Annotated in this window: 26 protein-coding genes; 24 read left to right on the plus strand and 2 right to left on the minus strand. The window is 66.1% G+C overall.

What is annotated here, in order from left to right:
• The first annotated feature begins 15 nt into the window (after positions 1-15).
• The 3 genes from AvAM_RS08430 (at position 16) to AvAM_RS08440 (ending at position 4,880) form a co-directional block, all read left to right on the plus strand.
• Positions 16-702 (plus strand): GntR family transcriptional regulator, encoded by a 687-nt coding sequence (locus tag AvAM_RS08430; RefSeq protein ID WP_137746647.1) that lies wholly within the window; start codon positions 16-18, stop codon positions 700-702.
• Positions 703-906: 204 nt separating this feature from the next.
• Positions 907-2,394: a nucleobase:cation symporter-2 family protein gene (locus AvAM_RS08435; RefSeq protein WP_063462474.1), complete on the plus strand. Its 1,488-nt coding sequence runs from the start codon at positions 907-909 to the stop codon at positions 2,392-2,394.
• Between the two features lie 179 nt (positions 2,395-2,573).
• Positions 2,574-4,880 carry an NADP-dependent malic enzyme gene (locus AvAM_RS08440; protein WP_137746648.1) on the plus strand — a complete coding sequence of 769 codons (2,307 nt, stop codon included), beginning with the start codon at positions 2,574-2,576 and terminating at the stop codon, positions 4,878-4,880.
• Positions 4,881-4,959: 79 nt separating this feature from the next.
• Here the strand turns inward: AvAM_RS08440 and AvAM_RS08445 are convergent, their stop codons facing one another.
• Positions 4,960-5,778, minus strand: a complete 819-nt coding sequence (locus AvAM_RS08445) for an HDOD domain-containing protein (RefSeq protein WP_137746649.1) — start codon at positions 5,776-5,778, stop codon at positions 4,960-4,962.
• Between the two features lie 404 nt (positions 5,779-6,182).
• On the opposite strand from AvAM_RS08445, the gene AvAM_RS08450 reads away from it, so the two are divergent.
• From AvAM_RS08450 to AvAM_RS08520, 15 genes are all read left to right on the plus strand, one after another.
• A complete protein-coding gene (locus tag AvAM_RS08450) occupies positions 6,183-7,214 on the plus strand; it encodes an ABC transporter substrate-binding protein (RefSeq protein ID WP_137747070.1) in 1,032 nt (343 codons plus the stop codon).
• Between the two features lie 218 nt (positions 7,215-7,432).
• Positions 7,433-8,257: an ABC transporter ATP-binding protein gene (locus tag AvAM_RS08455; protein WP_137746650.1), complete on the plus strand. Its 825-nt coding sequence runs from the start codon at positions 7,433-7,435 to the stop codon at positions 8,255-8,257.
• Between the two features lie 20 nt (positions 8,258-8,277).
• Entirely contained in the window at positions 8,278-9,045 is a 768-nt protein-coding gene (locus AvAM_RS08460; RefSeq protein ID WP_137746651.1) for an ABC transporter permease, read from the plus strand.
• Positions 9,038-9,523 carry a nucleoside deaminase gene (locus tag AvAM_RS08465; RefSeq protein ID WP_283202037.1) on the plus strand — a complete coding sequence of 162 codons (486 nt, stop codon included), beginning with the start codon at positions 9,038-9,040 and terminating at the stop codon, positions 9,521-9,523. The genes AvAM_RS08460 and AvAM_RS08465 overlap by 8 nt, the downstream gene beginning before the upstream one ends.
• Before the next feature lie 133 nt (positions 9,524-9,656).
• Complete coding sequence (locus AvAM_RS08470; protein WP_137746652.1) at positions 9,657-10,706, plus strand: patatin-like phospholipase family protein; 1,050 nt, start codon at positions 9,657-9,659, stop codon at positions 10,704-10,706.
• 117 nt (positions 10,707-10,823) lie between these two features.
• Complete coding sequence (locus AvAM_RS08475; protein WP_137746653.1) at positions 10,824-11,603, plus strand: FadR/GntR family transcriptional regulator; 780 nt, start codon at positions 10,824-10,826, stop codon at positions 11,601-11,603.
• Positions 11,604-11,929: 326 nt separating this feature from the next.
• Positions 11,930-13,297 carry a GntP family transporter gene (locus AvAM_RS08480; RefSeq protein WP_137746654.1) on the plus strand — a complete coding sequence of 456 codons (1,368 nt, stop codon included), beginning with the start codon at positions 11,930-11,932 and terminating at the stop codon, positions 13,295-13,297.
• A 36-nt stretch (positions 13,298-13,333) separates the two neighbouring features.
• A complete protein-coding gene (gene ltnD, locus AvAM_RS08485; protein WP_137746655.1) occupies positions 13,334-14,245 on the plus strand; it encodes an L-threonate dehydrogenase in 912 nt (303 codons plus the stop codon).
• Positions 14,242-15,519 carry a 3-oxo-tetronate kinase gene (gene otnK, locus AvAM_RS08490; protein WP_137746656.1) on the plus strand — a complete coding sequence of 426 codons (1,278 nt, stop codon included), beginning with the start codon at positions 14,242-14,244 and terminating at the stop codon, positions 15,517-15,519. Before ltnD ends, otnK begins: the two co-directional genes overlap by 4 nt.
• A 17-nt stretch (positions 15,520-15,536) precedes the next feature.
• The gene (locus AvAM_RS08495) at positions 15,537-16,226 is read left to right on the plus strand and encodes an aldolase (RefSeq protein ID WP_137747072.1); all 690 of its coding nucleotides are present in this window, start codon (positions 15,537-15,539) and stop codon (positions 16,224-16,226) included.
• Between the two features lie 70 nt (positions 16,227-16,296).
• Positions 16,297-17,364, plus strand: a complete 1,068-nt coding sequence (locus AvAM_RS08500; protein WP_137746657.1) for an alpha/beta fold hydrolase — start codon at positions 16,297-16,299, stop codon at positions 17,362-17,364.
• 23 nt (positions 17,365-17,387) lie between these two features.
• The gene (gene otnI / locus AvAM_RS08505) at positions 17,388-18,185 is read left to right on the plus strand and encodes a 2-oxo-tetronate isomerase (RefSeq protein ID WP_137746658.1); all 798 of its coding nucleotides are present in this window, start codon (positions 17,388-17,390) and stop codon (positions 18,183-18,185) included.
• A 363-nt stretch (positions 18,186-18,548) separates the two neighbouring features.
• Positions 18,549-19,577, plus strand: coding sequence for an ABC transporter substrate-binding protein (locus AvAM_RS08510; RefSeq protein WP_137746659.1), 1,029 nt, complete (start codon positions 18,549-18,551; stop codon positions 19,575-19,577).
• A gap of 13 nt (positions 19,578-19,590) precedes the next feature.
• The gene (locus tag AvAM_RS08515; RefSeq protein WP_137746660.1) at positions 19,591-20,598 is read left to right on the plus strand and encodes an isopenicillin N synthase family oxygenase; all 1,008 of its coding nucleotides are present in this window, start codon (positions 19,591-19,593) and stop codon (positions 20,596-20,598) included.
• A complete protein-coding gene (locus tag AvAM_RS08520; protein WP_137746661.1) occupies positions 20,595-21,011 on the plus strand; it encodes a VOC family protein in 417 nt (138 codons plus the stop codon). The genes AvAM_RS08515 and AvAM_RS08520 overlap by 4 nt, the downstream gene beginning before the upstream one ends.
• A 94-nt stretch (positions 21,012-21,105) precedes the next feature.
• Here AvAM_RS08520 and AvAM_RS08525 read toward each other — a convergent pair whose 3' ends face one another.
• The gene (locus AvAM_RS08525) at positions 21,106-22,101 is read right to left on the minus strand and encodes an isopenicillin N synthase family oxygenase (RefSeq protein WP_137746662.1); all 996 of its coding nucleotides are present in this window, start codon (positions 22,099-22,101) and stop codon (positions 21,106-21,108) included.
• 445 nt (positions 22,102-22,546) lie between these two features.
• Here AvAM_RS08525 and AvAM_RS08530 point away from each other — a divergent pair, with 445 nt between their 5' ends.
• The 6 genes from AvAM_RS08530 to AvAM_RS08555 all read left to right on the plus strand — a co-directional run bounded on the left by AvAM_RS08530 (position 22,547) and on the right by AvAM_RS08555 (position 26,708).
• The gene (locus AvAM_RS08530; RefSeq protein ID WP_369804331.1) at positions 22,547-23,062 is read left to right on the plus strand and encodes a nucleoside deaminase; all 516 of its coding nucleotides are present in this window, start codon (positions 22,547-22,549) and stop codon (positions 23,060-23,062) included.
• 73 nt (positions 23,063-23,135) lie between these two features.
• Positions 23,136-23,792 (plus strand): TetR/AcrR family transcriptional regulator, encoded by a 657-nt coding sequence (locus AvAM_RS08535; protein WP_137747073.1) that lies wholly within the window; start codon positions 23,136-23,138, stop codon positions 23,790-23,792.
• A gap of 190 nt (positions 23,793-23,982) precedes the next feature.
• Positions 23,983-24,285 carry a 2Fe-2S iron-sulfur cluster binding domain-containing protein gene (locus AvAM_RS08540; RefSeq protein ID WP_137746663.1) on the plus strand — a complete coding sequence of 101 codons (303 nt, stop codon included), beginning with the start codon at positions 23,983-23,985 and terminating at the stop codon, positions 24,283-24,285.
• A gap of 31 nt (positions 24,286-24,316) precedes the next feature.
• Positions 24,317-24,904 (plus strand): NAD(P)H-dependent oxidoreductase, encoded by a 588-nt coding sequence (locus AvAM_RS08545; RefSeq protein ID WP_056641493.1) that lies wholly within the window; start codon positions 24,317-24,319, stop codon positions 24,902-24,904.
• Between the two features lie 23 nt (positions 24,905-24,927).
• Positions 24,928-26,247: an amidohydrolase family protein gene (locus tag AvAM_RS08550; RefSeq protein ID WP_137746664.1), complete on the plus strand. Its 1,320-nt coding sequence runs from the start codon at positions 24,928-24,930 to the stop codon at positions 26,245-26,247.
• A complete protein-coding gene (locus AvAM_RS08555; protein ID WP_137746665.1) occupies positions 26,244-26,708 on the plus strand; it encodes a RidA family protein in 465 nt (154 codons plus the stop codon). Before AvAM_RS08550 ends, AvAM_RS08555 begins: the two co-directional genes overlap by 4 nt.
• Positions 26,709-26,724: the final 16 nt, after the last annotated feature.

The raw sequence follows: 26,724 nt of genomic DNA on the forward strand, positions 1-26,724 counted from the left end.
GCCCACAGCCCTCCCATGAGCATCAGCCCCAACCAGATCGCCCAGCAGGTGGTGGAATCCATCCTGGCCCAGAAGCTCGCCCCCGGCGAGCGCCTGGGCGAGCAGGAGCTGGCCGATCTTTTCGGCGTGAGCCGCACCCTGGTGCGCGAAGCGCTGATGCAGTTGCAGGCGCGCGGTTTTGTCGAGGTGCGCCCGCGCCGGGGCTGGTATGTGGTGGAGCCGTCGGTGGACGACGCCCGCGATGCGTTTTCGGCCCGGCGCATCATTGAATCGGGCATCCTGGCCGATGCGGGGCGCCCGCTGCAGGCGGTCATTCCCCGCTTGCGCGCCCACATTGCCGACGAGCAGCGCGCCATCGAGGGTGCGGACGCGGCCACACGCGCCTTCCTGCTGGCCGACTTTCATGTGTGTCTGGCCGAGGTCATGGGCCACCGCAGCCTGAGCGACATCCTGCGCGACCTCACGGCGCGCACCACCCTCGCTGCATCGCTTTACCAGTCACGCCACGAGGCCAGCCAGTCGTGCGCGGAGCACGAGTCCATTGTCGAGGCCCTGGAGGCGGGCAACGCGGCCCTGGCGCGCGAACGTCTGCTGGCCCACATTGGCCATGTGGAAGCAGCACTCAACCCCGGCCAGCCGCTGGTGCGCGACCGCCTGCGCGAATCGCTGGCCCCTTTGGCGGGGCCACGCGGCGTGCCCTGACCTGCCCGCAACTCCGGCGTCGGCCACAGGCCCTCTCTATCCCTTCCACCGCCCGGCGCGCTGGAGGGCGTTGCCGCTGGACCTAGGGTTTACCGGGATAAGCCGTTTCGCATATTTTGTATACGATTTTTGTATGGACTGCTGTGCACCACATTGCACACAGATCGCCACCCATCCCTCAGGCCCCGTACAAAAGGAATTCCCATGACCCCGCCCGTGCATCCCGTGGACGAACACCTGCCCTTGGGGCGCCTCACGGCGCTGGGCCTGCAGCATGTGCTGGTGATGTATGCCGGCGCGGTGGCCGTGCCGCTCATCGTCGGCCGCGCGCTCAACCTCACGCCCGACCAGGTGGCCAAGCTGATCTCGGCCGACCTGTTCGTCTGCGGGCTCGTCACGCTGATCCAGGCGCTGGGCGCCTCGCAGTGGTTCGGCATCCGGCTGCCGGTGATGATGGGCGTGACCTTTGCCTCGGTGGCGCCCATGGTGTCCATGGCGCAGAGCACAGGGGGCACCGCCGGGGCCGGGCTGATTTTTGGTTCGGTGATCGGCGCAGGGGTGATCTCGATCCTGATCGCGCCGCTGGTCAGCCGCATGCTGCGGTTCTTTCCACCGGTGGTCACCGGCACCATCATTGCGGTCATCGGCATCAGCCTGATGCGCGTGGGCATCAACTGGATCTTTGGCAACCCCGTGGGGCCGACCGCGCCCAATGTGGTGAATCCCGAGCACATCAAGTGGCTCAGCGAGATGCAGTCTGTTGCCGGTGCGCCCGGCTCGTCACTGCCGCCCGTGCCCAAGGGTTTTGCAGTGGTGCCCACGGTGCCCAACCCCAAATACGCCGACCTCACGGGTGTGGGCATCTCGGCCGTGGTGCTGGTGTCCATCCTGCTGATTGCCAAGTTTGCCAAGGGCTTCATTGCCAACATCTCGGTGCTGCTGGGCATCGTCATTGGCGCCGTGATTGCCGTGGCCATGGGCCTGATGTCGTTCGAGAAAGTGGCCAAGGCGCAGTGGTTTGACCTGGTGCTGCCGTTCGAGATTGCTGGGCCGGTGTTCGACCCCATATTGATCCTGACCATGACACTGGTGATGATCGTGGTGATGATCGAATCCACCGGCATGTTCCTGGCGCTGGGCGAGATGACCGACCGCAAGATCGAGCAGGCCGACCTCACGCGCGGCCTGCGCACCGACGGCCTGGGCACGTTGCTGGGCGGCATCTTCAACACCTTCCCCTACACCAGCTTCTCGCAGAACGTGGGCCTGGTGGCCGTCACGGGCGTCAAGAGCCGCTTTGTGTGTGTGGCCGGTGGCGTGATCCTGATCGTGCTGGGCGTGCTGCCCAAGATGGCCGCGCTGGTCGAATCGCTGCCCACCATGGTGCTGGGCGGCGCGGGGCTGGTGATGTTCGGCATGGTGGCGGCCACGGGCATCCGCATTCTGGGCGGGGTGGACTTCAAGCACAACCGCTTCAACGCGATGATCGTGGCCGTGTCGATTGGCGTGGGCATGATCCCGCTGATTGCACCGAGCTTTCGCCAGTGGATGCCGCATGCGATCCACCCCCTCATCGAATCCGGTATCCTGCTGGCCTCGATCACGGCTGTGGCCCTGAACGTTTTCTTCAATGGCGCCAGCCGCGACACCTCCGCCGCTGTGAACGCCGCACGCCAGGCCGACGCCCACTAGCATCCCGCCTGCCCGCTGCCGAAGAACCCCGCCCCGCCCCCCGGGGCCCTGCCCTCTTGCTGGCCTTGCCGCAAGGGGGTTTTGGCTTCATGCCGCATCCGCATAAACCGGCATGCGCACCCACCCCACCATCGGGTACGCTTGTTTTGCATTCCGCCGAGGACTTCCAGGATTTCCGTATGACCCAGAAACTTTCCGCCGCCGAAGAATCGCTGCGCGACGCTGCGCGCGAATACCACCGCAACCCCGGCCGGGGCAAGATTGCGGTGACCCCCACCAAACCTTTGTCCAATCAGCGCGATCTGTCGCTGGCCTACTCGCCAGGCGTGGCCTACCCCTGCCTCGACATCCAGGCCGATCCGTCCAAGGCGTTCGACTACACCTCGCGCGGCAACCTGGTGGGCGTGATCACCAACGGCACGGCCGTGCTGGGCCTGGGCGACATCGGCCCGCTGGCGGGCAAGCCGGTGATGGAAGGCAAGGGCTGCCTGTTCAAGAAGTTTGCGGGTGTCGATGTGTTCGACATCGAACTGGCCGAGCGCGACCCCGACAAGCTGGTCGAGATCATCGCGGCCATGGAGCCCACGCTGGGCGGCATCAACCTGGAAGACATCAAGGCCCCCGAGTGCTTCTACATCGAGCGCGAACTCAGCAAGCGCATGAACATCCCGGTGTTCCACGATGACCAGCACGGCACGGCCATCATCAGCAGCGCGGCGCTGCTCAACGGCCTGGAACTGGTGGGCAAGCAGATCGACCAGGTCAAGATTGCTGTCTCGGGCGCGGGCGCGGCCGCCATTGCCTGCCTGAACGTGATGGTGGGCCTGGGCGTGAAGGTCGAGAACATCTTTGTGTGCGACTCCAAGGGCGTGATCTACGAAGGCCGCCCCGGTGGCTACGACGAATCGAAAGCGGCCTACGCGCAAAAGACCGCCGCCCGCACGCTGGCCGATGCGGTCAACGGCGCCGACGTGTTCCTGGGTTGCTCGGCCCCCGGCGTGCTCACGGCCGAGATGGTCAAGACCATGGGCCCCAAGCCCATCATCCTGGCTCTGGCCAACCCCGAGCCTGAAATCCGCCCCGAGCTGGCCAAGGCCATCCGCCCCGACTGCATCATCGCCACCGGCCGCTCGGACTACCCGAACCAGGTCAACAACGTGCTGTGCTTCCCGTACATCTTCCGTGGCGCCCTGGACTGCGGCGCCACCAAGATCACCGAGGCCATGAAGCTGGCCTGCGTGCGCCAGATTGCCGACCTGGCCAAGGCCGACATCAGCGAAGAAGTGGCCAGCGCCTATGCGGGCAAAGAGCTGACCTTCGGCCCCGACTACCTGATCCCCACGCCGTTTGATTCGCGCCTGATCCTCAAGATCGCCCCCGCCGTGGCCAAGGCTGCCGCCGAATCGGGCGTGGCCACGCGCCCCATCGAAGACATGGAGGCCTACAAGGAAACGCTGTCGCGCTTCGTCTACCAGACCGGCATGCTGATGCGCCCCGTGATCAACGCGGCCAAGGCCCTGCCCGAAGCGAAAAAGCGCGTGGCCTACGCCGACGGCGAAGACGAGCGCGCCCTGCGCGCCGCGCAAATGGCCATCGACGACAAGATTGCCCAGCCCATCCTCATCGGCCGCCCCGCCGTGATCGCAGCCCGCATCGAAAAAGCCGGCCTGCGCATGCAGTTGGGCAAGGATGTGGAGGTGTGCAACCCCGAGGACGACCCACGCTTCCGCCAGTACTGGGAGCACTACCACCAGCTCATGAAGCGCAATGGCGCCACGCCCGAAGTGGCCAAGGCGGCCGTGCGCCGCTCCAACACCATCATCGCCTCGCTGATGGTCACGCTGGGCGACGCCGACGCCATGATCTGCGGCCTGGTCGGCACGTACGAGACGCACCTGGAGCGCATCCATAGCATCATCGGCCGCCAGGAAGGCGCACGCGACTACGCGGCCCTCAACGCACTGATGACCAACCGGGGCACCCTGTTCATCGCCGACACCTATGTGAACGAAGACCCCACGGCCCAGCAGCTGGCCGACATCGCCTGGATGTCAGTGCAGGAAGTGCAGCGTTTTGGCATCCCGCCCAAGGTCGCCTTCCTGTCGCACTCCAGCTATGGCTCGTCCAAGCGCGCCTCGGCCCGCAAGATGCGCGAGGCGCGCGACCTGTTTGTGGCTGCCCACCCCGAGATCGAGTGCGATGGCGAGCTGCACGGCGACGCCGCGCTGGAGCCGAACATCCGCAACGCCTACATGGCGGATTCCACGCTCACCGATTCGGCCAACCTGCTGATCTGCCCGAACCTGGATGCCGCCAACATCCTGTACAACGTGCTCAAGACCACCACCAGCGGCGGTGTGACCGTGGGCCCCATCCTCATGGGCGGCGCCGCCACAGCCTACATCCTGACGCCTGCCGCCACGGTGCGCCGGGTGTTCAACATGACGGCCCTGGCCGTGGCCAGCGCTGCGGCACGCGCGGCCTGACGGATATAGCTGATAGCGCTGATCGCGCTACGCCAAAAAGAAAGGCCCCTCGGGGCCTTTCTTTTTGTGTGAGACAACTTCAACGAACAGAGACATCCACATAGTCCGCCACCGGCGGCAGGTGCTCGGCCAGCCAGTGGGAATCGAGCTGCAGCGCCTTCTTGATCTCGGCGGGCAGGCTGGCAATGGTGTCGGCGGGCGACATGGGCTCTTCCAGCCCGATCTCGGCCAGCAGGGTGGCCACATGCAGGATGCCGCCCAGGCGGCAGAACGGTGTGGCGGCCACGGGGTCTTCGGCGGTCTCCAGCGCGCGGGTGATGGTGTCAGGGAAGCGCCAGCGCCGCGCCAGCTCGGCCGTCACCTGGGCTTCGGTAAAGCCCAACAGCGTGCGTTCGCGCTCCCAGCGGCCACCCGCATGGTGGGGCAGCTGTTCGATGGCCGGAATCTGCTCGGGCGCCTTCTGGGCAATGATCAGCTCACCCAGCCGCACCAGAAAGCCCGCCAGCCACGACTCCTGCACATTGGAGCCCAGCGTGCGGGCCAGCCACTGCGAATAGCCCGCAATGGCCATGCTCTCCTTCCAAAAGGCATCCGCATCCACCCCGGGCGCATCCTTGAACACGCCCGACATGCAGGACGCCAGCGCCAGTGTGCGCACCTGGTTGAGCCCCACCATGGTGATGGCATCGTCCAGCGACGCCACCTGCCTGGGCAGGCCAAACCGTGCGCTGTTGGCCAGGCGGATCAGCTTGGCCGTGAGGGCCGGGTCCTTGGAGATCGCCCCCCGCACCTTCTCAAAAGGGATGTCATCGTCCTTCATCGTGGCGATCAGCTCGCGCGCCACGTCGGGGATGGTGGGTAGTTGCACGTTCTCGAAAAAAGCCTGGATGTCTGCCATGAGAAGCCCTCCCAAGTGTTGGTGTGGATATGGAGATCGGGAACCACAAAGTGGATGCAGGGCTTTTGTTGTACCACCGGCGGGCGGGCACGGCCTGCGCGTTTGCCCCAATGTGCGCCCCCGCCGCGCGCCTCGGCACCGATTTAGCGGACCCCATGGGCGCGAAGCTTGTTGCCTCCAGCCTCGGACCGCCAAAACCCCTTTGCACCATTTCGGGAAAGCCTGTAGAACCGCGTGCACCAAACTGGCGAACAATAGCTCGCACCCCCTCCCCGCCCCGGTGAAACCAGGCATCGTTTTTGCTGACTGGCCCACCATGGCACGGTGGCGAACCCTGGGGCCGCCCCAGTGCCCCGTTGTGCTACCGCCTTCTCCCGCCGTCTTCTGACAGGAACCTCTTCATGATGAACAAACGCACCCTCCTGCAAGCCGCTCTCCTGCTCGCTACCGCCAGCACCTTCAGCACCGCCCACGCACAGGCCACCACGCCCATCAAGTTCCAGCTCGACTGGCGCTTCGAGGGCCCTGCCGCCCTGTTCCTGCAGCCTGTGGCCAAGGGCTACTTCAAGGCTGCGGGCCTGGACGTGGCGGTAGATGCTGGCAACGGCTCGGGCGGCGCGGTGCAGCGCGTGGCCTCGGGCACCTACGACATGGGCTTTGCCGACCTGGCCGCCGTGATGGAATTCCACGCCAACAACCCCGACGCGCAGAACAAGCCCGTGGCGGTGATGATGGTCTACAACAACACGCCCGCATCGGTCATGGCGCTCAAGAAGAGCGGCATCACCAAGCCCGCCGACCTGGCCGGCAAGAAGCTGGGCGCCCCCGTGTTTGACGCAGGCCGCCGCGCGTTCCCCATCTTCCAGAAGGCCAACGGCATTGGCGCCGTGACCTGGACCGCCATGGACCCCCCGCTGCGCGAAACCATGCTGGTGCGCGGCGACGTGGACGCCATCACCGGCTTCACCTTCACCTCGCTGCTCAACCTGGAAGCGCGCGGTGCCAAGGCCGCCGACGTGGTGGTGCTGCCCTATGCCGACTTTGGCGTGAAGCTGTATGGCAACGTGATCATCGCCAGCCCCAAGCTCATCAAGGAGAACCCGGCCGCCATCAAGGCCTTCCTCTCGGCCTTTGCCAAGGGCGCCAAGGAAGTGATCGCCAACCCCGCCGCCGCCATCGAACATGTGAAGGCACGCGACGGCATCGTGAACGTGCCGCTCGAAACCCGCCGCCTGCAGCTGGCCATCGACACCGTGATCAACAGCCCCGACGCCCGCGCCGAAGGCTTCGGCAAGGCCGTGCCCGGCCGCCTGTCGCTGATGGCATCGCAAGTGTCCGACGCATTCAACACCAAGACCCGCGTGAACGCGGACGACGTGTGGAACCCCAGCTTCCTGCCCAGCACTGCGGAACTCAACATCCTGCCGAAAAAATGAAGCACCCCCTGAGTCGCTTCGCGCCTTCCCCCTCTCTCAACTCGCTGCGCGAGTCGGGAGGGGGACGCCCCCCGTGCGGCGGGGCGGCCCTTGCACGGGGGCGCTGGCTTAGGCCGCGCCAGTTGCGTGCGGTGTTGGGTGGCGCGCAGCCCTGTGGATAACTCAAATGCACGGGCCGCACTGCGGCCCTATGCGTAAACTCTCTTAACGGACCTCTGATGCAGGCTGCCGATTCCTATTTTGTGGACTTCCGCGATGTCTGGCTCGCCTACAACGACGAGCTGCGCGCCAAGAACCAGTTTGCGGTGGAGGCCATCGACCTGCAGGTGCGGCGCGGCGAGTTCATCGCCATCGTCGGCCCCTCGGGCTGCGGCAAGTCCACCTTCATGAAGCTGGCCACGGGGCTGAAGATGCCCTCGATGGGCAAGATCCTCATCGACGGGCAGCCGGTGACGGGGCCGCTGAAGGTATCGGGCATGGCCTTCCAGGCGCCCTCGTTGCTGCCCTGGCGCACCACGGTGGACAACGTGCTGCTGCCGCTCGAAATCGTCGAGCCCTACCGCAGCAACTTCAAGCAAAAGCGCAAGGAATACGAAGAACGCGCCCGCAGGCTGCTGCAAAAGGTGGGGCTGGCGGGCTACGAAGACAAGTTCCCCTGGCAGCTGTCGGGTGGCATGCAGCAGCGCGCCAGCATCTGCCGCGCGCTGATCCACGAGCCCAAGATGCTGCTGCTGGACGAGCCGTTTGGCGCGCTCGACGCCTTCACCCGCGAAGAGCTGTGGTGCATCCTGCGCGACCTGTGGACCGAACAGCAGTTCAACGTGATCCTCGTCACGCACGACCTGCGCGAGTCGGTTTTCCTGGCCGACACGGTGTACGTGATGAGCAAGAGCCCCGGCCGGTTTGTGGTGAAGAAGGAGATCGAGCTGCCCCGCCCGCGCGACCTGGAGATCACCTACACCAAGGAGTTCACCGACATCGTGCACGAGCTGCGCGGCCACATCGGCGCCCTGCGCAAAGCGGGCGCGCCCATTCAGCAATAAGAAGAAAGCGCCTCATCCCCATGCACAAGAAAACCGTGGAGCGCTGGTCCCCCTGGATCCTGCTCGTCGCCATCATCCTTCTGTGGCAGATCATCTGCTCAGCCTTCAGCATCCCTGAATACCTCTTCCCCAGCCCCTGGGCTATCGGCGTGCAGCTGGTGGAGTTCAGCGGCGTCATCGCAGGCCACGCCTGGCGCACCTTCTGGGTCACCATGGCGGGCTTCGGCATCGCCATCGTGGTGGGCGTGCTGCTGGGTTTTGTGATCGGCAGCTCGCGCATCGCCTATGCCGCCGTGTACCCGCTGATGACAGCCTTCAATGCGCTGCCCAAGGCCGCCTTCGTGCCCATCCTGGTGGTGTGGTTCGGCATCGGCGTGGGCCCGGCCATCCTCACGGCGTTCCTCATCAGCTTCTTCCCCATCATGGTCAACATCGCCACCGGCTTGGCCACACTGGAGCCCGAGCTGGAAGACGTGCTGCGCGTGCTGGGCGCCAAGCGCTGGGACGTGCTGACCAAGGTGGGCCTGCCCCGCTCCATGCCGTACTTCTACGGCTCGCTCAAGGTGGCCATCACGCTGGCCTTTGTGGGCACCACGGTGTCCGAAATGACCGCTGCGAACGAAGGCATCGGCTACCTGCTGATCAGCGCAGGCTCGTCCATGCAGATGGGCTTGGCGTTTGCAGGCCTGATGGTCGTGGGCGCCATGGCCATGGTGATGTACGAGCTGTTCAGCTGGGTGGAAAAGCGCACTACCGGCTGGGCGCACCGGGGTTCTCAAGGTGAATAACCCGACGGCGTTGAGCGAAGCCCAGGCAGCCACGCTGCTGCGCCGCGCCAACGCCGTGGCCCAGCGCGCCAAGGACATGGGCCGCCACCCCTTCGGCGCGCTGCTCGTTGCGCCCGATGGCGAAACGGTGCTGGCCGAGCAGGGCAACATCGACACCGTGAACCATGCCGAGAGCACGCTGGCCCGCACAGCGGCGGCCAACTATCCCAGCGCCTACCTGGCCCAGTGCACCCTGGTCACCACTTTTGAACCCTGCGCCATGTGCGCTGGCACCATCTATTGGGCGGGCATCGGCCGCGTGTTGTATGGCGCCGAAGAAACCGCCCTGCTCGCCCTGACGGGCGACCACCCCGAGAACCCCACGCTGGCCCTGCCCTGCCGCACGGTGTTTGCGGGCGGCCAGCGCCCCACCGAGGTGCTGGGCCCGGTGCCTGCGGTGCAGGACGAGATCGCGGCTCTGCACCGCGATTTTTGGTAATAAACAGCCTCGCCGCCCGCCCACAATGCGCATATAGCTCCTCTTTTAGGAGCAATCAGCCCCACAACCCAGGCCGCAGGCACCCTGCCGCTATACTGCCCGCCCCGTTTGGACGACAGCAGGATCACCCGGCATGCGCTTGACCATTCTTTTGCGCCTTCTGGCCCTTGGGGCCGCAGCAGGTCTGGCCGCATGTGGCGGCACAGCCCCGACCCAGACAGGGGCGGGCAGCGACGCCACGCCCCTTTCCACCCTCACCGCGCCCGGCACAAGCCCCATCCGCATCGGCATCGCCCTGGGCGGCGGTGCGGCCAAAGGCTTTGCGCACATTGGCGTGATCAAGATGCTGGAGGCCAACGGCCTGGCGCCCGCCGTGGTCTCGGGCACCAGCGCAGGCAGCGTGGTCGGCGCGCTGTACGCCAGCGGCATGAACGCCTTCGAGATGCAGGAAAAAGCCGTGGCGCTGGACGAAGCCAAGATCCGCGACCTGCAGTTGTCGTCCGGCGGGCTGGTGCTAGGCCAAAAGCTTGAAGACTATGTGAACGAGCAAGTACGCCGCAAGCCGCTGGAGCAGATGGCCAAGCCCTTTGTGGTCGTCGCCACGCGGCTGGAAGACGGCGAGCGCACGGTGTTTGCACGCGGCAACACCGGCCAAGCCGTGCGCGCATCAAGCAGCGTGCCAGGCGTGTTCCAGCCCGTCACCATCGGCAAGTACCACTTTGTGGATGGCGGCATCGTGAGCCCCGTGCCGGTGGATGCAGCGCGCCAGCTGGGTGCCGACATCGTGATCGCCGTGGACATCTCCAACAAGGCCCGGGGCCAGACGCCCGGCAACATGCTGGGCGCGCTCAACCAGTCGATTGCCATCATGGGCCAGAAGCTGGGCCAGGCCGAGCTGGCGCGGGCCGACGTGATCATCCGTCCCCAGGTGCTGGACATCGGCGCCGCCGACTTCAGCCAGCGCGCCAATGCCATCGTGGAAGGCGAAAAGGCCGCGCTGGCCGTGATGCCGCAGATCCGCGAGCGTGTGGCCCAGCTGCAGGCAGAACGCAGCAAGGCGGCAGCGCAGGCCCAGCAGAAAGCGGCCGAGGCGCAGTACCAGGCCTGCCTGGACAACCGCAGCCGACTGCAGAAGCTGGCGGGCCTGGCCAAGCTGGACGACTCCTGCCCAGCCCTCAAGTAGAGCAGCCAACAAACCCTTCCGGCACAGAGCCCTTCGGGTAAAGTCCATTGCGCCCAACGCCTGCCCGCACCACCCGGCACCACGTTCACGCCCCACACTGCCCGCCCCACCCATTCCATGTCTTCGCCGTTCTCCGCCGTCAAACCCAACGCCAAGCTCTCCGACCAGGTGGCCAGCGCGCTGGAGGCCGAGATTCGCGCGGGCCGTATCCAGGCGTCCGAGAAGCTGCCCACCGAGGCGGTGCTGGCGCAGCAGTTCCAGGTCAGCCGCACGGTGGTGCGCGAGGCCATTTCGCGCCTCAAGTCGCTGGGGCTGGTGGACTCACGGCAGGGCAGCGGCGTGTATGTGCTGGCACCGGGCATCGAGCCGCTGCAGTTCGATGTACCCCTTGCGGCATCGCGCGAAGCGGTGATGCAGATTGTGGAAGTGCGCCGTGCGCTCGAAGCCGAGGTTGCCGAGCTGGCAGCCCTGCGCCGCACCGATGACGACATTGCCGCCATCCGCGCCGCCATGCAGCACATTGCCGACGCCGTGCGCGCAGGCCGCGATGGAGTGGAGGAAGACGTTCTGTTCCACCGTGCCATTGCCCAGGCTGCGGGCAACCCGTTCATGATCAGCACGCTGGACTACCTGGCCCAGTTTCTCAAAGGCGCCACGCGTGTGACTCGCGCCAACGAGGCGCGGCGCACCGACTTTGCCGATGCGGTGACCCACGAGCACACCCACATCGTGCGCGCCATCGAGGCGGGCGACCCAGTGGCTGCACGGGCGGCTGCAGCGCAGCACATGAAAAACGCACTGGCCCGCATCGAGCAGGCCGACCTCACGTTCTGGGCGCAAGATGGCGCGCGGCTGGCGCAGCCGTTGGTGGCTGCATCGACCCCCCTGGTGTTCTGAGTCGGGCGCGGGCCCGACTCCTGCAGCGCACTGGCGCTGCACAGGGGGATCTGGGGTGCCCCATGCCGGTTACTATCAAATTAATAGCTTACATCGCTTACCAGTCGCGCGCAGAGGGCCCAAAAACCTTCAAATAGCGCCGCACAATCCACCCCCATAGCCCATGTATGCGGGTTAACCCGGGCCAAAGCGGTGCACGATAATTTGTATGATAACCATATAAACACACCAACCAAGGTGCAACCAAGCACCAAAACAGGGCTACTCCAGGGCCTCTTTTTTGGTTGCCTGGGCCCGCCGCCTTCCATCCCGGAGATACCCGCTTCATGTCCACCCTCGCACTTCTCGGCATCGGCGCCGGCAGCATTGGCCTGCTCCTGTTGCTCATCATCCGCTGGCAGGTCCACGCTTTCGTGGCGATGATGCTGGTGAGCTTTCTGGTGGCTTTTGCCACCGGCATGCCCATTGGCGACATCATCAGCACGCTGATTGCGGGCATGGGCGGCACGCTGGGGTCGGTGGCCATCCTGGTGGCGCTGGGCTCCATGCTGGGGCGGATGATCGAGGTCTCCGGCGGCGCGGCCAGCCTGGCCAACCGCTTTACGCAGCTTTTGGGGCCCACACGGGTGCCCATGGCCCTGACGGCCGCCGCGCTGGTGCTGGCCATCCCGGTGTTCTTTGATGTGGGCTTCATCATCCTGGTGCCCATCGTCTACGGCTTTTGCAAGGCGGCGGGGGTCAACCCCATCAAGTTCGGCCTGCCCGTGGCGGGCATCATGCTGGCCGCGCACGTGGTGGTGCCACCACACCCCGGCATCGTCGGCGGGGCGGCCATCGTCAAGGGCGACATTGGCTGGATCACCATCATTGGCCTGGCCATCTGCATCCCGCTGGCGGCGCTGTCTCAGGTCGTGGCGGGCTGGCTCAATCGCAAGGGCTACCCCATGCTGCCCACGACGGCCGAGCAGTTTGCGGCCTTTGGCAACAGCGAAGACAGCAAGACCAGCAAAGCAAGCGCTGCTCCAAGCGTCGGCACCATCATGGCGCTGATCCTCATCCCCCTCGCCCTCATCATGGCGGGCACCACCGGCGCCACGCTGCTGCCCAAGGGCGACAACCTGCGCAACGTGCTGGGCTTCATCGGCTCGCCCATCTTTGCGCTGATGGTGGCCGTGGGCCTGGCGATGTTCCTGCTGGGCCGCAACCAGGGCTGGAACCGCGAGCGCACCAACGCCATCATGGAATCCGCCCTGCCCCCGGCCGCCACCGTGATCCTGGTGACGGGCGCTGGCGGCGTGTTTGCCAAGGTGCTCACGGCCAGCGGCATTGGCGCTGCGCTGTCGCAAAGCCTCACCGCCACGCACCTGCCGCTCATCCTGCTGGCGTTCATCATTTCTTTGGCCCTGCGCGCCGCCCAGGGCTCGGCCACCGTGGCCATCATCACCACCTGCGGCCTGCTGGCCGATGCGATGGCGGGTGGCGGGTATTCCCCCTTGCAAGTGGCGCTGCTCACGGTTGCCATTGGCTTTGGCAGCCTGGGCCTGTCGCACGTCAACGATTCGGGCTTCTGGATCGTGACCCGCTACCTGGGCCTGAGCGTGGGCGATGGCCTGCGCACTTGGACGGTGCTGACTACCGTGCTGGGCCTGGCGGGCTTTGCACTCACGGCTTTACTTTGGGTGCTGGTGGCCTGAGCGCCCTCTTTTGAATTTCATTGAAGGACTGACAACATGACAAAACCCACCGTCGGCATCATCGGCCTGGGCGCCATGGGCGCTGGCATTGCCAAGACCCTGCGCAACAACGGTTTCACCATCCACGTGTGCGACGTGCGCCCCGGCGTGGCCGATGCCTTTGTGGCAGACGGTGGCACAGCCCACGCCACCACGGCTGCATTGGCGGCGGTGAGTGATGTGGTGGTGTCGGTGGTGGTCAACGCGGCGCAGACCGAGAGCGTGCTGTTTGGCGACGACGGCAAGGGCGGCGCAGCCAGCACCATGCGCCCCGGCAGCACCTTTGTGATGTGCTCCACGGTGGACCCCAACTGGTCGGTGGCGATGGAAGCGCGCCTGAACGCACTGGGCCTGCACTATGTGGACGCGCCCATCTCCGGCGGCGCCGCCAAGGCCGCATCGGGCCAGATGACGATGATGACCTCGGCCAAGCCTGAGGCCTATGCCGCTGCGGGCGCCGTGCTCGACGGCATGGCTGGCAAGGTGTACCGCCTGGGTGACAAGGCGGGCGCGGGCAGCAAGGTCAAGATCATCAACCAGCTGCTGGCCGGTGTGCACATTGCCGTGGCCGCCGAAGCCATGGCCCTGGGCCTGCGCGAAGGCGTGGAAGCCAGCGCCTTGTATGAAGTGATCACGAACAGCGCGGGCAACAGCTGGATGTTTGAAAACCGCATGGCCCATGTGCTGGCGGGCGATTACACGCCGCTGTCGGCCGTCGATATCTTCGTGAAGGATCTGGGCCTGGTGCTGGACACCGCGCGCGCCAGCAAATTCCCCCTGCCCCTGGCGGCCACCGCGCACCAGATGTTCATGCAGGCATCGACCGCAGGCTTTGCCAAGGAAGATGACAGTGCCGTGATCAAGATCTTCCCCGGCATCACTCTGCCCGAAGGGAAGGACAAGGCATGACGCGCGCACGTGCCCTGCTGGGCTGCATTGCCGACGACTTCACCGGCGCGACCGACCTGGCCAACAACCTGGTGCGTGCAGGCATGCGCGTGGTGCAAGCCATGGGCGTACCCACGGCGCCGTTGGATACCGAGGCAGACGCCATCGTGGTCGCACTCAAATCGCGCACCATTCCGAAAGACGAAGCGATTGCCCAGTCTCTCGCGGCGCTGCAATGGCTGAAAGCGCAGGGTGCCGAGCAGATCTACTTCAAATACTGCTCCACCTTTGACAGCACGGCCGAAGGCAACATCGGCCCCGTGACCGATGCGCTGATGCAGGCCCTGGGCACCGACTTCACCATTGCCACGCCCGCCTTCCCCGACAACAAGCGCACCGTGTTCAAGGGCTACCTGTTTGTGGGCGATATGCTGCTGAACGAGAGCGGCATGCAGAACCACCCGCTCACGCCCATGACCGACCCCAACCTGGTGCGCGTGCTGCAGGCACAAACACCCAGCCGTGTGGGCCTGATCGACCACAGCGTGGTCGCACAGGGCGAGGCCGCCATCCGCGCGCGCATCGACCAACTCAAGGCCGAAGGCGTGCGCATGGCCGTGGTGGATGCAGTGTCCAACGCCGACCTGCTGCGCCTGGGCCCCGCGCTCAAGGGCATGCCGCTGGTGACCGCAGGCTCAGGCGTGGCCATTGGCCTGCCGGGCAACTTTGGCGTGGCGCCCAGCAACGAGGCCGCCCGCCTGCCTGCTGCGCAAGGCCTGCAGGCCATCGTGTCGGGCAGCTGCTCGGTAGCCACCAACCAGCAGGTCATGGATTTCATCAAGGCAGGCCAACCCGCTCTGGCCATCGACCCGCTGCGCATCGCCGCAGGCGTGGACGTGGCCGCCGAAGCGTTGGCATGGGCTGAAGGCCACGTCGGCCAAGGCCCTGTGTTGGTGTATTCCACCGCCGAACCCTCGGCTGTGCGCGCCATTCAAGGCAAGCTGGGTTCCGAGAAGGCCGGGGCCATGGTGGAAGACACCATTGCCGCCATTGCACGCGGCCTGGTGCAGCGCGGTGTGCGCCAGCTCATCGTGGCGGGTGGCGAAACCTCGGGTGCCTGCGTGCAGGCCCTGGGCATCACGCAAATGCGCATTGGCGCGCAGATTGACCCCGGCGTGCCGTGGTGCCATGCCGTGGCCCCCGACGCCAAGGACGGGCTGCACATCACGCTCAAGTCGGGCAATTTTGGCAGTACCGACTTTTTCACCAAGGCTTTTGCACAATTGTTGGCATGACCGCTACCCCCGCCTTCATGGACGAGAGTCAGGCCCGCGACGAGATCTGCCGCGTGGGCCGCAGCCTGTTTGAGCGGGGCTATGTGCACGCCACCGCAGGCAACATCAGCGTGCGCCTGGCAGACGGCTACCTCATCACCCCCACCGATGCCTGCCTGGGCACACTGCAGCCCGAGCGGCTGGCGCGTCTGGACGCCCAAGGCCAGCAGGTGGCGGGCGACCGGGCCAGCAAAACCATTGCGCTGCACCGGCAGATTTACGAGGCTTCGGCATCGACAGCGGCCCCAGCGCGCTGCGTGATCCACACGCACAGCACGCACCTGGTGGCGTGCTCGCTGCAAGCAGACACTGCTGCAGATGGCCAGCTGGCGCCCGATGCGCAATTGCTGCCGCCCATCACGCCCTACTTCGTCATGAAGGTGGGCCGTGTGCCGCACATCCCCTACCACCGCCCTGGTGACGCCACAGCGGCCGCGCTGGTGGCGCAAACCATCACCCGCTATGCCACACAGGGCATCCCTGTGCGCGCGGTGATGCTGGCGCGGCTTGGGCCCAATGTGTGGCACGACACGCCTGCAGCCGCCATGGCCGTGCTGGAGGAACTGGAAGAAACCGCCCGCCTGTGGATGCTGTGCCAGCCCCGCCCCACGCCGCTGACCGAGCCCCAGATCGAGGAGCTGCGCCAGAGTTTTGGTACCCACTGGTAACTGGTAACTGGTAACCGGCTGGCTGCGCACAAGGCGCGGGGACGAAAGAACACACACAAGGAGACAAGCCATGACCCTTTCTTTCTGGCGCAAAGCCTTTGCCCCCATGCTGCTGGGCGTGCTGGCCGCAGGCGGCGCATCGGCTGCGGACTACCCCGCCCCCAAGTATGGGGAATGGGTCGTCAAGGACTTCCGCTTCCACACCGGCCAGACCTTGCCCGAACTCAAGCTGGCCTACTCCACGGTGGGCGAGCCCACCGGAGAGCCCGTGCTGGTGCTGCATGGCACCAATGGCTCGGCAGAGAGCATGCTCACGCCCGGCTTTGCAGGCACGCTGTTTGGCCCCGGCCAGCCGCTGGATGCGCGCAAGCACTTCATCATCCTGCCGGACGCTATCGGCACCGGCCGCTCCAGCAAGCCGTCGGACGGCCTGCGCACCGCCTTTCCGGCCTACAACTACGACGACATGGTGCAGGCCCAGTACCGCCTGCTGACCGAACACCTGGGCGTGCGCCATGTGCGCGCCATCATCGGCAACTCCATGGGCGGCATGCACACCTGGGTGTGGGCCCAGCGCTACCCCAACTTCATGGACGTTACCGTGCCCATGGCCTCGCTGCCCGCTGCCATGTCGGGCCGCAACTGGATGATGCGCCGCCTTTTGGTCGAAGCCATCCGCAACGACCCCGAATGGCAAGGCGGCAACTACACCCGCCAGCCCCGCAGCCTGCAGTTTGCGTCGGTGTTCTTTGGCACGGGCACCAACGGCGGCAATCAAGGCTTGCAAAAGCTGGCCCCCAACCGCGCTGCGGCCGATGCGCTGGTGGAGCAGCGGCTCAAAGCCCCTTTCCGTGGCGATGCCAACGACCACATCTACCAGTGGGAAGCCTCGCGCGACTACGACCCCGAGCCCGGGCTGGAACGCATCACCGCGCGCGTGCTGGCCATCAACTCGGCAGACGATGAGCGCAACCCGCCCGAACTGGGCGTACTGGACAAAGCCATCGCCCGTATCCCGCACGCACAGGCCTACGTGATCCCTGCCAGCGCCGACACCCTCGGCCACAGCACGGTGGGCCTGGCGCGCTTTTACCAAGACCGGCTGGCACAGGTGCTCACCAGCGCACCACGCCGCTGATCTTCTCTTTTCAGGAACATTTCATGCCCCGCTTTGCCGCCAACCTGTCCATGCTCTACAACGACGTGGACTTTCTCGACCGCTTTGCCGCCGCTGCCCGCGATGGTTTCAAGGCGGTGGAGTACCTCTTCCCTTACGCCTACCCTGCGCAAGAACTGGCCACGCGGCTGCAAGCCAACGGGTTGCAGCAGGTGCTGTTCAACGCGCCACCCGGCAACTGGGACGCAGGCGAACGCGGGCTGGCCTGCCTGCCCGGGCGCGAGGCCGAGTTCCGCGAAGGCATTGCCAAGGCGGTTGAATACGCCCAGGCGCTGCAATGCCCCCGTATCCACGTGATGGCCGGGCTGGTGCCCCAGGGTGCAGACGCGGCCACCGTGCGCGCCACCTACATCGCCAACGTGCGCTACGCCGCCGAGCAGGCTGCGCCGCACGGCATCCAGATCCTGCTGGAGCCCATCAACGGCCGCGACATGCCTGGCTTCTTCCTCAGCCGCCAGGACCAGGCCCACGCGCTGATCGCCGAGATCGGCGCCGCCAACGTCAAGGTGCAGATGGACCTGTACCACTGCCAGATCGTGGAAGGCGACCTGGCGATGAAGGTGCGCCAGTACTTGCCCACCGGCAACGTCGGCCACTTCCAGATTGCCGGTGTGCCCGAGCGCCACGAGCCCGATGTGGGCGAGATCAACTACATCTACCTGTTCAAGCTGCTGGACAGCCTGGGCTACGACGGCTGGATTGGCTGCGAATACCGCCCTGCGCGTGGCGCTGCCGCCCACGCCACCAGCGACGGGCTGGGCTGGCTCAAGCCCTGCCTGTAAAAACCTACCCCGCACCACAGTTGCCGCTGCACGCCTGACGCTGGTGCAGCGCGCACCATGGCGCGGCACAAGGGGGCGTCCGGACACGGGCTCTCCCTGGGTTGGCATGGCACAGATCCTGCAAATACGCCGGCACCAAGAGTAGAAGCGTTCAGCGGCCACCGCCCGGAAATTGCTCTTGAAGCATGCAATGGACTGACGCCACCACGGGCGCGCAGGACTGTGCGTCTTCAGGAGGCCGCTGCCCCCACCGTGCAGCCCCAGCGCCCTGCCGGTTGATTGCATGCACCCCGTTCGGAGGGGTGTGAAGCCTGGCTTTTCACTCCCCCGTGGTTATCCGCCAACGACCAGGAGTGCTCCGCCATGCAACGCCGTTCCCTCATCCGCGCCACTGGCGCCGCCGCCCTGCTGTCTGCCACACCGTTTGTGCGCGCCCAGGGCAATCTGCAAAAGTTCAAGTTCAACCTGGGCTGGAAGGTCGAGGCCTCGGGCGCTGGCTTTTTGCTGGCGCAGCAGCGGGGCTACTACAAGGATGCGGGCCTGGACGTCACCATCGACACCGGCAATGGGTCCGCCTCGGCCATCAGCCTCGTGGCGGGGGGGGCGTATGACGTGGCGTCGGCCGACCTCTCGACCATGATCGAGTTCAACACCGCCAACCCGCAGTCCAAACTGGCGGCGGTCGCCATCCAGTACGATCTGAACCCCAACTCGGTCATGGTGCGCAAGGATGGCGCCATCAAGAAACCCACCGACCTGGCGGGCAAGACCATCCTGGGCCAGCCCTTCAACGCCTCGCGCAAGCTCTTTCCTGCCTTTGCCAAGGCACAGGGCTTTGATGGCAGCGGCGTGAAATGGGAGAACGTGGCCCCCGACATCGGCGACACGCGTTTCGTGAAAGGTGACTTTGACGCAGCAGCGTACTTCTTCTTCACCGGTCTGCTCAACCTGAAGGCGCGGGGCCTGACGCCGGATAAGATCACGGTGTTCCGCTTTTCGGACTACGGTCTCAAGTCCTACGGCAACGGGCTGATCGCCAACCCCAAGAGCATGCAGGACAACCCGGACGCCATGAAGGCCTTCGTCAAGGCCACCACACGCGGCTGGGTCGATGCGATTGCCGACCCGCGCGCCGGCGCTGCCGCCATCAAGGCCCGCGAGCCCCTGGCCCATGAAGAGATCGAGTTCGAGCGCCTGCAGCTCATCGTGGACGGCACCATGAAGACCGCCGAGACACGCGCCAATGGCTGGGGTGCTGCCACGCCTGCGCGCCTGCAGGCCACCATCGATGAGACCGTGGCAGCCTTCGGCCTCAAGAGCAGTCTGGCGGTGGCCGACATCTGGACCGACCGCTTCCTGCCCGCAGCCGCCGACCGCAAGCTCAAGGCCTGACCAGGGGAAAGCCATGGGCATCCCCCTCATCGACCTCAGCGGCGCCCTGCAGCCGGGCGCACCGCGCAGCCCTGCCGTGATGGCTGTGGCCGCCCAACTGCGCCAAGCCTGCATGGGCGCAGGGTTCTTCTACGTGCGCCACCACGGCGTGCCGCAGGACGTCATTGCGCGCCAGTTTGCCTTGGCGCAGCAGTTCTTCGACCTGCCGCTGGCATCCAAGGAAGCGATTTCGCTGCACCACTCACCCGCCATGCGGGGCTACGAAAGCCTGGGCGGGCAGACCCTGGATGCCAGCGCTCGGCCAGACCTCAAGGAGAGCTTCTACTGCGGGCTGGACTACGCGGCAGACCATCCGTACGTGCAGCGCGGCTACCACTCCTACGGCAGCAATCAGTGGGCGGAGGGGTTGCCTGAGCTGGCCGCCCAGAGCCGCAGCTACATCGCCGCCATGCGGCAACTGGCCCTGCGGCTGATGCAGCTGCTGGCACTCTCGCTCGACCTGCCCGAGGACTACTTCGACCACACGCACCAGAGCCCCATGCTCACGCTGCGGCTGCTGCGCTACCCGCCGCATCCAGAGAGCGCCGATGCACTCACCTTTGGCGCGGGCGAGCACACGGACTGGGGTGCCATCACCCTGCTGGCCCAGGACCACCATGGCGGGCTGGAGGTGAAACTACCCACCGGCGAATGGGTGGCTGCCACACCCATCGAGGGCGCGCTGGTCGTGAACCTGGGCGACATGATTCCGCGCTGGACCAACGGGCTGTACCGGTCCAACCCGCACCGCGTGCGCAACGTGCACAGCGGGGGCGCACCGCGCCACTCCATTCCCTTCTTCTACACGCCCGACTACGAGGCCCAGGTGGTCCCCGTCCCCACCTGTGTGCCTGCCGGTGAGTCGCCGCGCTTTGCACCCTGCACCGTGGGCGAGCACTTGCAGGCCATGTACCGCAAGACCTACGGCCTGGGTCAGACCGCTACATCCACCACCCCATCCAGCGCGGCGGTGATGGCATGAGGCTCTGGTTCAACCTGCTGTGCCAGGACATCGAGGCACAGCTGCAGTTCTATCAAGCCCTGCTGCAGTTGCCCGAGGCGCCGGCGACGCGCTCGGCCATCTACCGGGCGGTGGAGACCGAGCATTTCCAGCTCGGCTTCAACGCCCCCGAGGCCTATGCCCTGCTGGGCCTGGCCGACCGGCAATCCGGTGCCACCTTGCCGTCACCGCGCAGCGTGACAGGCTACGCCACCTTCATGCTGGACACACCGGACGCCGTGGACGCTACCAGCGAGAACGCAAAAGCCCTGGGCGGGCAGATCATCAAGCCACCCTACGCCACCTACTACGGCCAATGGCAGGCGGTGCTGGCGGACCCGGAGGACAACGTGTTCCGGATAAGCGCCGTGGGTGTACCCCGTCACGTCGGTTGAGTCAGCCCCTGCCCGGCCGCGCCATCGACGGCAGCCGCCCACCCAGGCATCGGCGGGGCGGACAAGCGCCCACCCCTGCCTCCCAAGTCACGCGTCAATAAGCCTTGAAGTTGGCCGCCACCCGCTGGTTCAGGTAGTCGCCCGCGGCAATCGCCGGGTACTTCTTGCCGGGCCCTTCGATGATGGCGTCGCGGTTGGCCTGGGCAAAGAAGGCGATGCTGTAGCGCGGCCCCATGTACTCGCCGGGCAGAGGGTTCTTCACACGGTGGAAGTTGCTGGGCAGCTGGTCGTCGCTCCAGCGCATCAGCATGTCCCCGATGTTGCAGGTGATGGCCTGCTCGTCGGGCTCCACCGAGGTCCAGGCCTGGGTGTCCATCTCCTTGCCCGGGCACACCTGCAGGCCGCCCTGGCCCTGGCGCTGAAAGAGCAGGGTCAGGCAATCAAAGTCGGTATGCGCCCCGGCGCGCCACAGGCCCAGGCTGGCTTGTTGCTCGGGCGGGGTCGCAAAGTAGTGCAACAGGCGCAAGGTGCTTTGGTAGCTGGCCTGCGCAGGGTCGTGCGCTCGGGCAAAGAAGGCCTCGTCAAACCCCAGCTTCCACGCAAAGCACGACAGCACCTGCATGGCCACCTGCCAGCACTGGCCTTCGAAGGCGAGCATGGTGGACTGAAAGCCCGCCAGCTCCTCGTCGGTGGGCCACAGGCCGGCCATGTGTGGGCGGGTGATCTGGTACGACTCCTTCTGGTCCGGCGTGCCGGTGGAGGGCCGCACCTGCGCGCGGCTCTCCCAGCCCACGTTGAGCGCTTTCTTGAGCGGGTACTGCGCCTTCACGGCATCGGGCAGCGCAAAGAAGCGCTCGGTCATCGCAAAGGCGTTGTGCACCTCGGCCAGGTCAATGCCGTGGTTCACGATCTGGAAAAAGCCGACATCCACGGCGGCGTCCCACAGCTGGTCGGCAATCTCGGTCTTGCGCTGGGCAAAGTGGCTGAGGTCGATGCGGCGGATCTCGCGGCTTGCGGTTTCCGAGCCCATCGCGCCCATGCGCGTTTCTTTTTGCAGCTCGGCGAGGTCGTAGGTGGCGGTGGTGGTCATGCAGTTCTCCTGAAGACAAGTGGAAGGAAGAAAGGCCCTCCCGCTGGGTGCTTCAAGAGTGGGTGACACCGCCTGCGGCGGCCGTCCTTTCAACCCTTGAAGCCACGATGTGCCAACGCACACCGCTGTGCGCACAGCGGGCTTCAAGAGCAATTTCCGACTGGCATCTCCCCGCGCAGGATGGCACAGGGACAACGCAGTGAACGCTTCTACTCTTGTCAATAGCGATGCAAGAAGAATGCCCACGCGCCTTGCATGTGTGCCAGCGCAAAGTCAGAGCGCTTGTGCACAGCGCGTCCAAAGCCATGCATACATGTCACTGATTGTGATTGGCATGCCAAATGCATAGCGCCCTGCACCACAACGGCGGGCGTGCAGACAGTCCGGCGTTGCACAACGACAGTAATCCACCCACCATCGACGGAGACACACCATGCACGCGCTCATGTCTGCACCCCCGGCCAGCTTTGACGACCCCACCCCCATCAACGACACCGACGGCACCTACCTGCGCCAGGCCATCGCGTGGTCGTGCACCGCCCGCGCGCGCGGCAACCGCCCGTTTGGTGCGGTGGTCATCAGCGCCGAAGGGCACTTGCTGGCCGAGGCCTACTGCAACACCACCGAGACAGGCGACTGCACCGGCCACGCCGAGACCAATGCCGTGCGCCAGCTCAGCCCCCGCGTGGGCCGCGATGCCCTGGCCAAGGCCACGCTGTATTCGTCGGCCGAGCCCTGCGTGATGTGTGCGGGCGCCATCTTCTGGTCGGGCATTGGGCGCGTGGTGTTCGGCATTGATGCCGAACGCCTGCGCGTGTTCCGGGGCGAACGTGCCGAACAGCGCGACGCCGAGCTGTCGTGCCGCGACGTGTTTGCCGCCTCGCCCCACGCCATCGAATGCATCGGCCCGGCGCTGGTCGAAGAAGCCAGCGCGCCCCATATCGGGTTCTGGAAAGTCTGACCCACTCCTGCGCGGGCAGAATCTGCGGCGCACACTCTGCCATCGCCCGTCCCCCATGCCTCGCACCAAAGCCATGACCGAATCCGAAGCCGAAGCCGCCTCCGGCGCGCTGCTCAGCCGCGCCAAACAGGGGCGCGAACGCATCTTGGGCGCCATCCGCGAGGCAGCCATTGCCGAGTTCAGTCGCCATGGTTTCAAGGGGGCATCCACCAAAGCCATTGCCGAGCGCGCCGGCCTGACCAAGCCCCAGCTGCACTACTACATCAGCAGCAAGGAAGAGCTGTACGAAGAGTTGCTGTACTCGGTGCTCAACGGCTGGTCGGGCGCCTTCATTTTTGACAGCAACAGCGACGATCCCAAGAAGGTATTGAGCAGCTATGTGCGCAAGAAGCTCGACTACGCACTGGACAACCCGGGCCTGTCGCGCATCTTCACCACAGAGGTGCTGGGCGGTGGGCGCAACCTGGGCAAGTACTGGCCGGTGGCCGTCAAGTCCACCCAGCAGAAGGTGGACCTCATCCACCGCTGGATCGCCGAAGGTCGCATGCGCGCCGTCAACCCCACACTGCTGCTCATGCAGATCTGGGGCATGACGCAGCACTACGCCGACTACGGCGTGCAGGTACACATCATGCTGGGCCTGGCGCCCGATGAACCCATCGACCGCGAGCCCATCGCGCGCGAACTCACCAGCTTTGTGCTGCTGGGCTGCGGCCTCGCACCAGACTAAAGCCCCATGCCCATTTCTGGGCATGGTCTGCGCGCCAGAGGGCCTGCGGGGCGTGATGCTCACCAGCAAGCGGCGTAAATCCGTCGCGATAAGGCCGCGTTGATCCACCACAAAGACGTTTGAGCGGTTTTTGTGGCTGGCACAGCCTTTGCAATAGTTTGACCAATCGATCAAATCACATGGTCAAACAATGCAGACAACCCCTGACACCGCCAGCGCCACCCGCACAGAACACGCATTCGAGCTGATCCTGCAGCGCAGCCAGATGCGCTTGCCTGTGGGCCCCGGCGAGAGCATGGCCGACGTGCTGCAGCTCGCTGGCGTGCCGCTGGAAACCCTGTGCGAGCAGGGCGTGTGCGGCACCTGCGTGACCCGCTGGCTGGACGGCGAACCTGACCACCGCGACAGCTGCCTGAGCGCCGCAGAGCAAGCCACCCACGTCGCCGTGTGCTGCGCACGCAGCCACAGCACCACGCTCACCCTGGACATCTAGGTCCATCCCACGCACCCGAAGGACACCCGCCATGCGCATCCTCGTGATCTATTGCCACCCCGTAGAGACCAGCTACAACGCCGCACTGCACACCGAGGTGGTGCAGCAGCTGCGCGGCGCGGGCCACGAGGTGGACGACTGCGACCTGTACGCCGAGGGCTTCAACCCCGTGATGACCCGCGAGGAGCGCCTGGGCTACCACGAGGTACCCAGCAACCAGTTGCCCGTGCAGGGCTATGTGGACCGGTTGCTCTGGGCCGAGGCGGTGGTGTTCTGCTTTCCCACCTGGTGTTTTGGCATGCCGGCGATGCTCAAGGGATTTTTCGACCGCGTGCTCATGCCCGGCGTGGCCTTTGACATCAGCGACCCGCACAACGTCAAACCCTCGCTCACGCACATCCAGCGCATCTCGGCCGTGGTCACCTACGGCCGCCCACGCTGGACGGCGCTGTTCATGGGCGACCCGCCACGCAAGTCGATCACCCGCTACATGCGCCTGCTCACGGGCGGCAAGGCGCGGGTGGACTACCACGCCTACTACCACATGAACGTGGCCACACCACCCCGGCTCGCGGCATTCAAGGCCCGCGTGGGCCAGGCCATGGCGCGCTTTGCATAAGAAAGCGTTCTAAGGACCACGGCATGCACGCATCCAACACCCCCGACCACATCCTGCGCGCCCGGTTGCCGCGCTGGCTGCTGCCCGCTACATGGCCGCAGCAGGGCCACCAGCCCGCACTGGCCGACCTGCACCTGGCACAGGGCCGCATCGTGCAGGTGCTGCCCCATGGCACCCAGCCAGCTCCCCACGGCACGGTGTGGGACGTGGCAGGCGCGCTGGTGCTGCCCGGCCTGGTGGATGCACACACCCACCTGGACAAGGCCTTCACCCTGCCCCGCATGGGCGTTGTCAAGCCCGGCCTGCTGGGCGCCATCGAGGCCATGATGGTGGACCGCCAGGGCTGGACCGAAGCCGACATCCACGCTCGCGCCAGCCGTGCTCTGCAATGGGCCTACGACGCCGGCACCGTGCACCTGCGCACCCACTGCGATTGGTGGGAGCCCGACGCGCAGCCACTGGCGTGGGGCGTACAGCGAGCACTGGCCCACGACTGGGCCGACCGCATCACGCTGGAGCGCGTGAGTCTGATCCCCCTGCACCTGTACGCAGACCGCAGCGCCGCCATGCGGCTGGCGGCCACCGTGGCTGCGAGCGGCCCCGGCGCATTGCTGGGCGGCTTTGTGCACTCCACCAACTGGGACCCACAAGCGCTGCGCCACCTGTTGGAAGCCGCACAACACCACGGGCTGAACGTGGACCTGCATGTGGACGAAGAACTGCACCCCGGCGCCCAGGGCTTGGCGACCACGGCCGCACTGCTCAAGGAGCTGGGTTTCGAAGGCCATGTGGTCTGCGGCCACGCCTGCGCCCTGGCCGCACAGGACGAGGCCACGGCCCTCGCCACGCTCGACGCGGTGGCGCAAAGCCCCATCACCCTGGTCACGCTGCCCATCACCAACTTGCTGCTGCAAGACGCCACCACCGGCCGCACACCGCGCCAGCGTGGCCTGACGCTGGTGAAGGAGGCGCGCGCACGCGGCATCCCGGTGCTGGTCGCCAGCGACAACGTGCAGGACCCGTTCTGCCCCGTGGGCAGCTTCGACCCGCTGGAGGCCCTGGCCACAGGCGTGCTAGCGGCGCAGCTGGAGGCACCTTTCGACCAGTGGAGCGAGTCGCTGTGCCGCGCCGACTGGCTGCACACCGGCCGCACTGGCACCACGGCGCTGCCCCTGCAGCCCGGTGCGGTGGCCGACCTGCTGGTCTTCACCCAGGCCGACCACTGGGGCTTTCCATCGCGCGCACAAAGCCGTGTGGTGCTGCGCCAGGGCCGCGTCGCCAGCGGCCATGCGCCCGCTGCCTGGCATGTGCCCACCACCCAATCCGCAAGGAGCCTCGCATGAGCCCCACATCTGCACCGGGTATCGCCCAGCCCCTGGCCCGCTACGCCGCATGGCGCCGCGCAGGCGACTTCATCTACCTGAGCGGGATCATCGCCGTGGACCCCGCCGCCAGCCGCATAGTTCGCGGCTATGCCGACATCCCTGATGAAGCGGCCACGCTGATTGGCCGCACGGGCGAGTTCAGCAGCGACATCAAGGAGGGTCCCATCCTCGCACAGAGCTGGTACGTGCTCGACCGCATCCGCCAGACCATCGAGGCCGCGGGCGGCCAGATGTCCGACGTGTTCAAGCTGGTGCAGTACTTCAAGAACCTGGACCACTTCCCGCAGTACAGCCGCGTGCGCAAGCTGTTCTTCCCCGGCGAGCCCCCCGCATCCACAGTGGTGGAAGTGAGCGGCATGTTGCCCACGCCCGACATCCTCATCGAGGTCGAAGCGACCGCCTACCTGCCCCAGCGCTGAGCCACCCCCAACACCC

Origin of the sequence: Acidovorax sp. NB1 (assembly GCF_005405905.1) — a bacterium.
Lineage (GTDB): Bacteria > Pseudomonadota > Gammaproteobacteria > Burkholderiales > Burkholderiaceae_C > Acidovorax.

Bases quoted from the DNA above. Each gene is read 5' to 3' on its own strand.
- AvAM_RS08430 (WP_137746647.1), top strand. From the start codon at position 16: ATGAGCATCAGCCCCAACCAGATCGCCCAGCAGGTGGTGGAATCCATC.
- AvAM_RS08435 (WP_063462474.1), top strand. From the start codon at position 907: ATGACCCCGCCCGTGCATCCCGTGGACGAACACCTGCCCTTGGGGCGC.
- AvAM_RS08440 (WP_137746648.1), top strand. From the start codon at position 2,574: ATGACCCAGAAACTTTCCGCCGCCGAAGAATCGCTGCGCGACGCTGCG.
- AvAM_RS08445 (WP_137746649.1), bottom strand. From the start codon at position 5,778: ATGGCAGACATCCAGGCTTTTTTCGAGAACGTGCAACTACCCACCATC.
- AvAM_RS08450 (WP_137747070.1), top strand. From the start codon at position 6,183: ATGAACAAACGCACCCTCCTGCAAGCCGCTCTCCTGCTCGCTACCGCC.
- AvAM_RS08455 (WP_137746650.1), top strand. From the start codon at position 7,433: ATGCAGGCTGCCGATTCCTATTTTGTGGACTTCCGCGATGTCTGGCTC.
- AvAM_RS08460 (WP_137746651.1), top strand. From the start codon at position 8,278: ATGCACAAGAAAACCGTGGAGCGCTGGTCCCCCTGGATCCTGCTCGTC.
- AvAM_RS08470 (WP_137746652.1), top strand. From the start codon at position 9,657: ATGCGCTTGACCATTCTTTTGCGCCTTCTGGCCCTTGGGGCCGCAGCA.
- AvAM_RS08475 (WP_137746653.1), top strand. From the start codon at position 10,824: ATGTCTTCGCCGTTCTCCGCCGTCAAACCCAACGCCAAGCTCTCCGAC.
- AvAM_RS08480 (WP_137746654.1), top strand. From the start codon at position 11,930: ATGTCCACCCTCGCACTTCTCGGCATCGGCGCCGGCAGCATTGGCCTG.
- ltnD (WP_137746655.1), top strand. From the start codon at position 13,334: ATGACAAAACCCACCGTCGGCATCATCGGCCTGGGCGCCATGGGCGCT.
- otnK (WP_137746656.1), top strand. From the start codon at position 14,242: ATGACGCGCGCACGTGCCCTGCTGGGCTGCATTGCCGACGACTTCACC.
- AvAM_RS08495 (WP_137747072.1), top strand. From the start codon at position 15,537: ATGGACGAGAGTCAGGCCCGCGACGAGATCTGCCGCGTGGGCCGCAGC.
- AvAM_RS08500 (WP_137746657.1), top strand. From the start codon at position 16,297: ATGACCCTTTCTTTCTGGCGCAAAGCCTTTGCCCCCATGCTGCTGGGC.
- otnI (WP_137746658.1), top strand. From the start codon at position 17,388: ATGCCCCGCTTTGCCGCCAACCTGTCCATGCTCTACAACGACGTGGAC.
- AvAM_RS08510 (WP_137746659.1), top strand. From the start codon at position 18,549: ATGCAACGCCGTTCCCTCATCCGCGCCACTGGCGCCGCCGCCCTGCTG.
- AvAM_RS08515 (WP_137746660.1), top strand. From the start codon at position 19,591: ATGGGCATCCCCCTCATCGACCTCAGCGGCGCCCTGCAGCCGGGCGCA.
- AvAM_RS08520 (WP_137746661.1), top strand. From the start codon at position 20,595: ATGAGGCTCTGGTTCAACCTGCTGTGCCAGGACATCGAGGCACAGCTG.
- AvAM_RS08525 (WP_137746662.1), bottom strand. From the start codon at position 22,101: ATGACCACCACCGCCACCTACGACCTCGCCGAGCTGCAAAAAGAAACG.
- AvAM_RS08530 (WP_369804331.1), top strand. From the start codon at position 22,547: ATGTCTGCACCCCCGGCCAGCTTTGACGACCCCACCCCCATCAACGAC.
- AvAM_RS08535 (WP_137747073.1), top strand. From the start codon at position 23,136: ATGACCGAATCCGAAGCCGAAGCCGCCTCCGGCGCGCTGCTCAGCCGC.
- AvAM_RS08540 (WP_137746663.1), top strand. From the start codon at position 23,983: ATGCAGACAACCCCTGACACCGCCAGCGCCACCCGCACAGAACACGCA.
- AvAM_RS08545 (WP_056641493.1), top strand. From the start codon at position 24,317: ATGCGCATCCTCGTGATCTATTGCCACCCCGTAGAGACCAGCTACAAC.
- AvAM_RS08550 (WP_137746664.1), top strand. From the start codon at position 24,928: ATGCACGCATCCAACACCCCCGACCACATCCTGCGCGCCCGGTTGCCG.
- AvAM_RS08555 (WP_137746665.1), top strand. From the start codon at position 26,244: ATGAGCCCCACATCTGCACCGGGTATCGCCCAGCCCCTGGCCCGCTAC.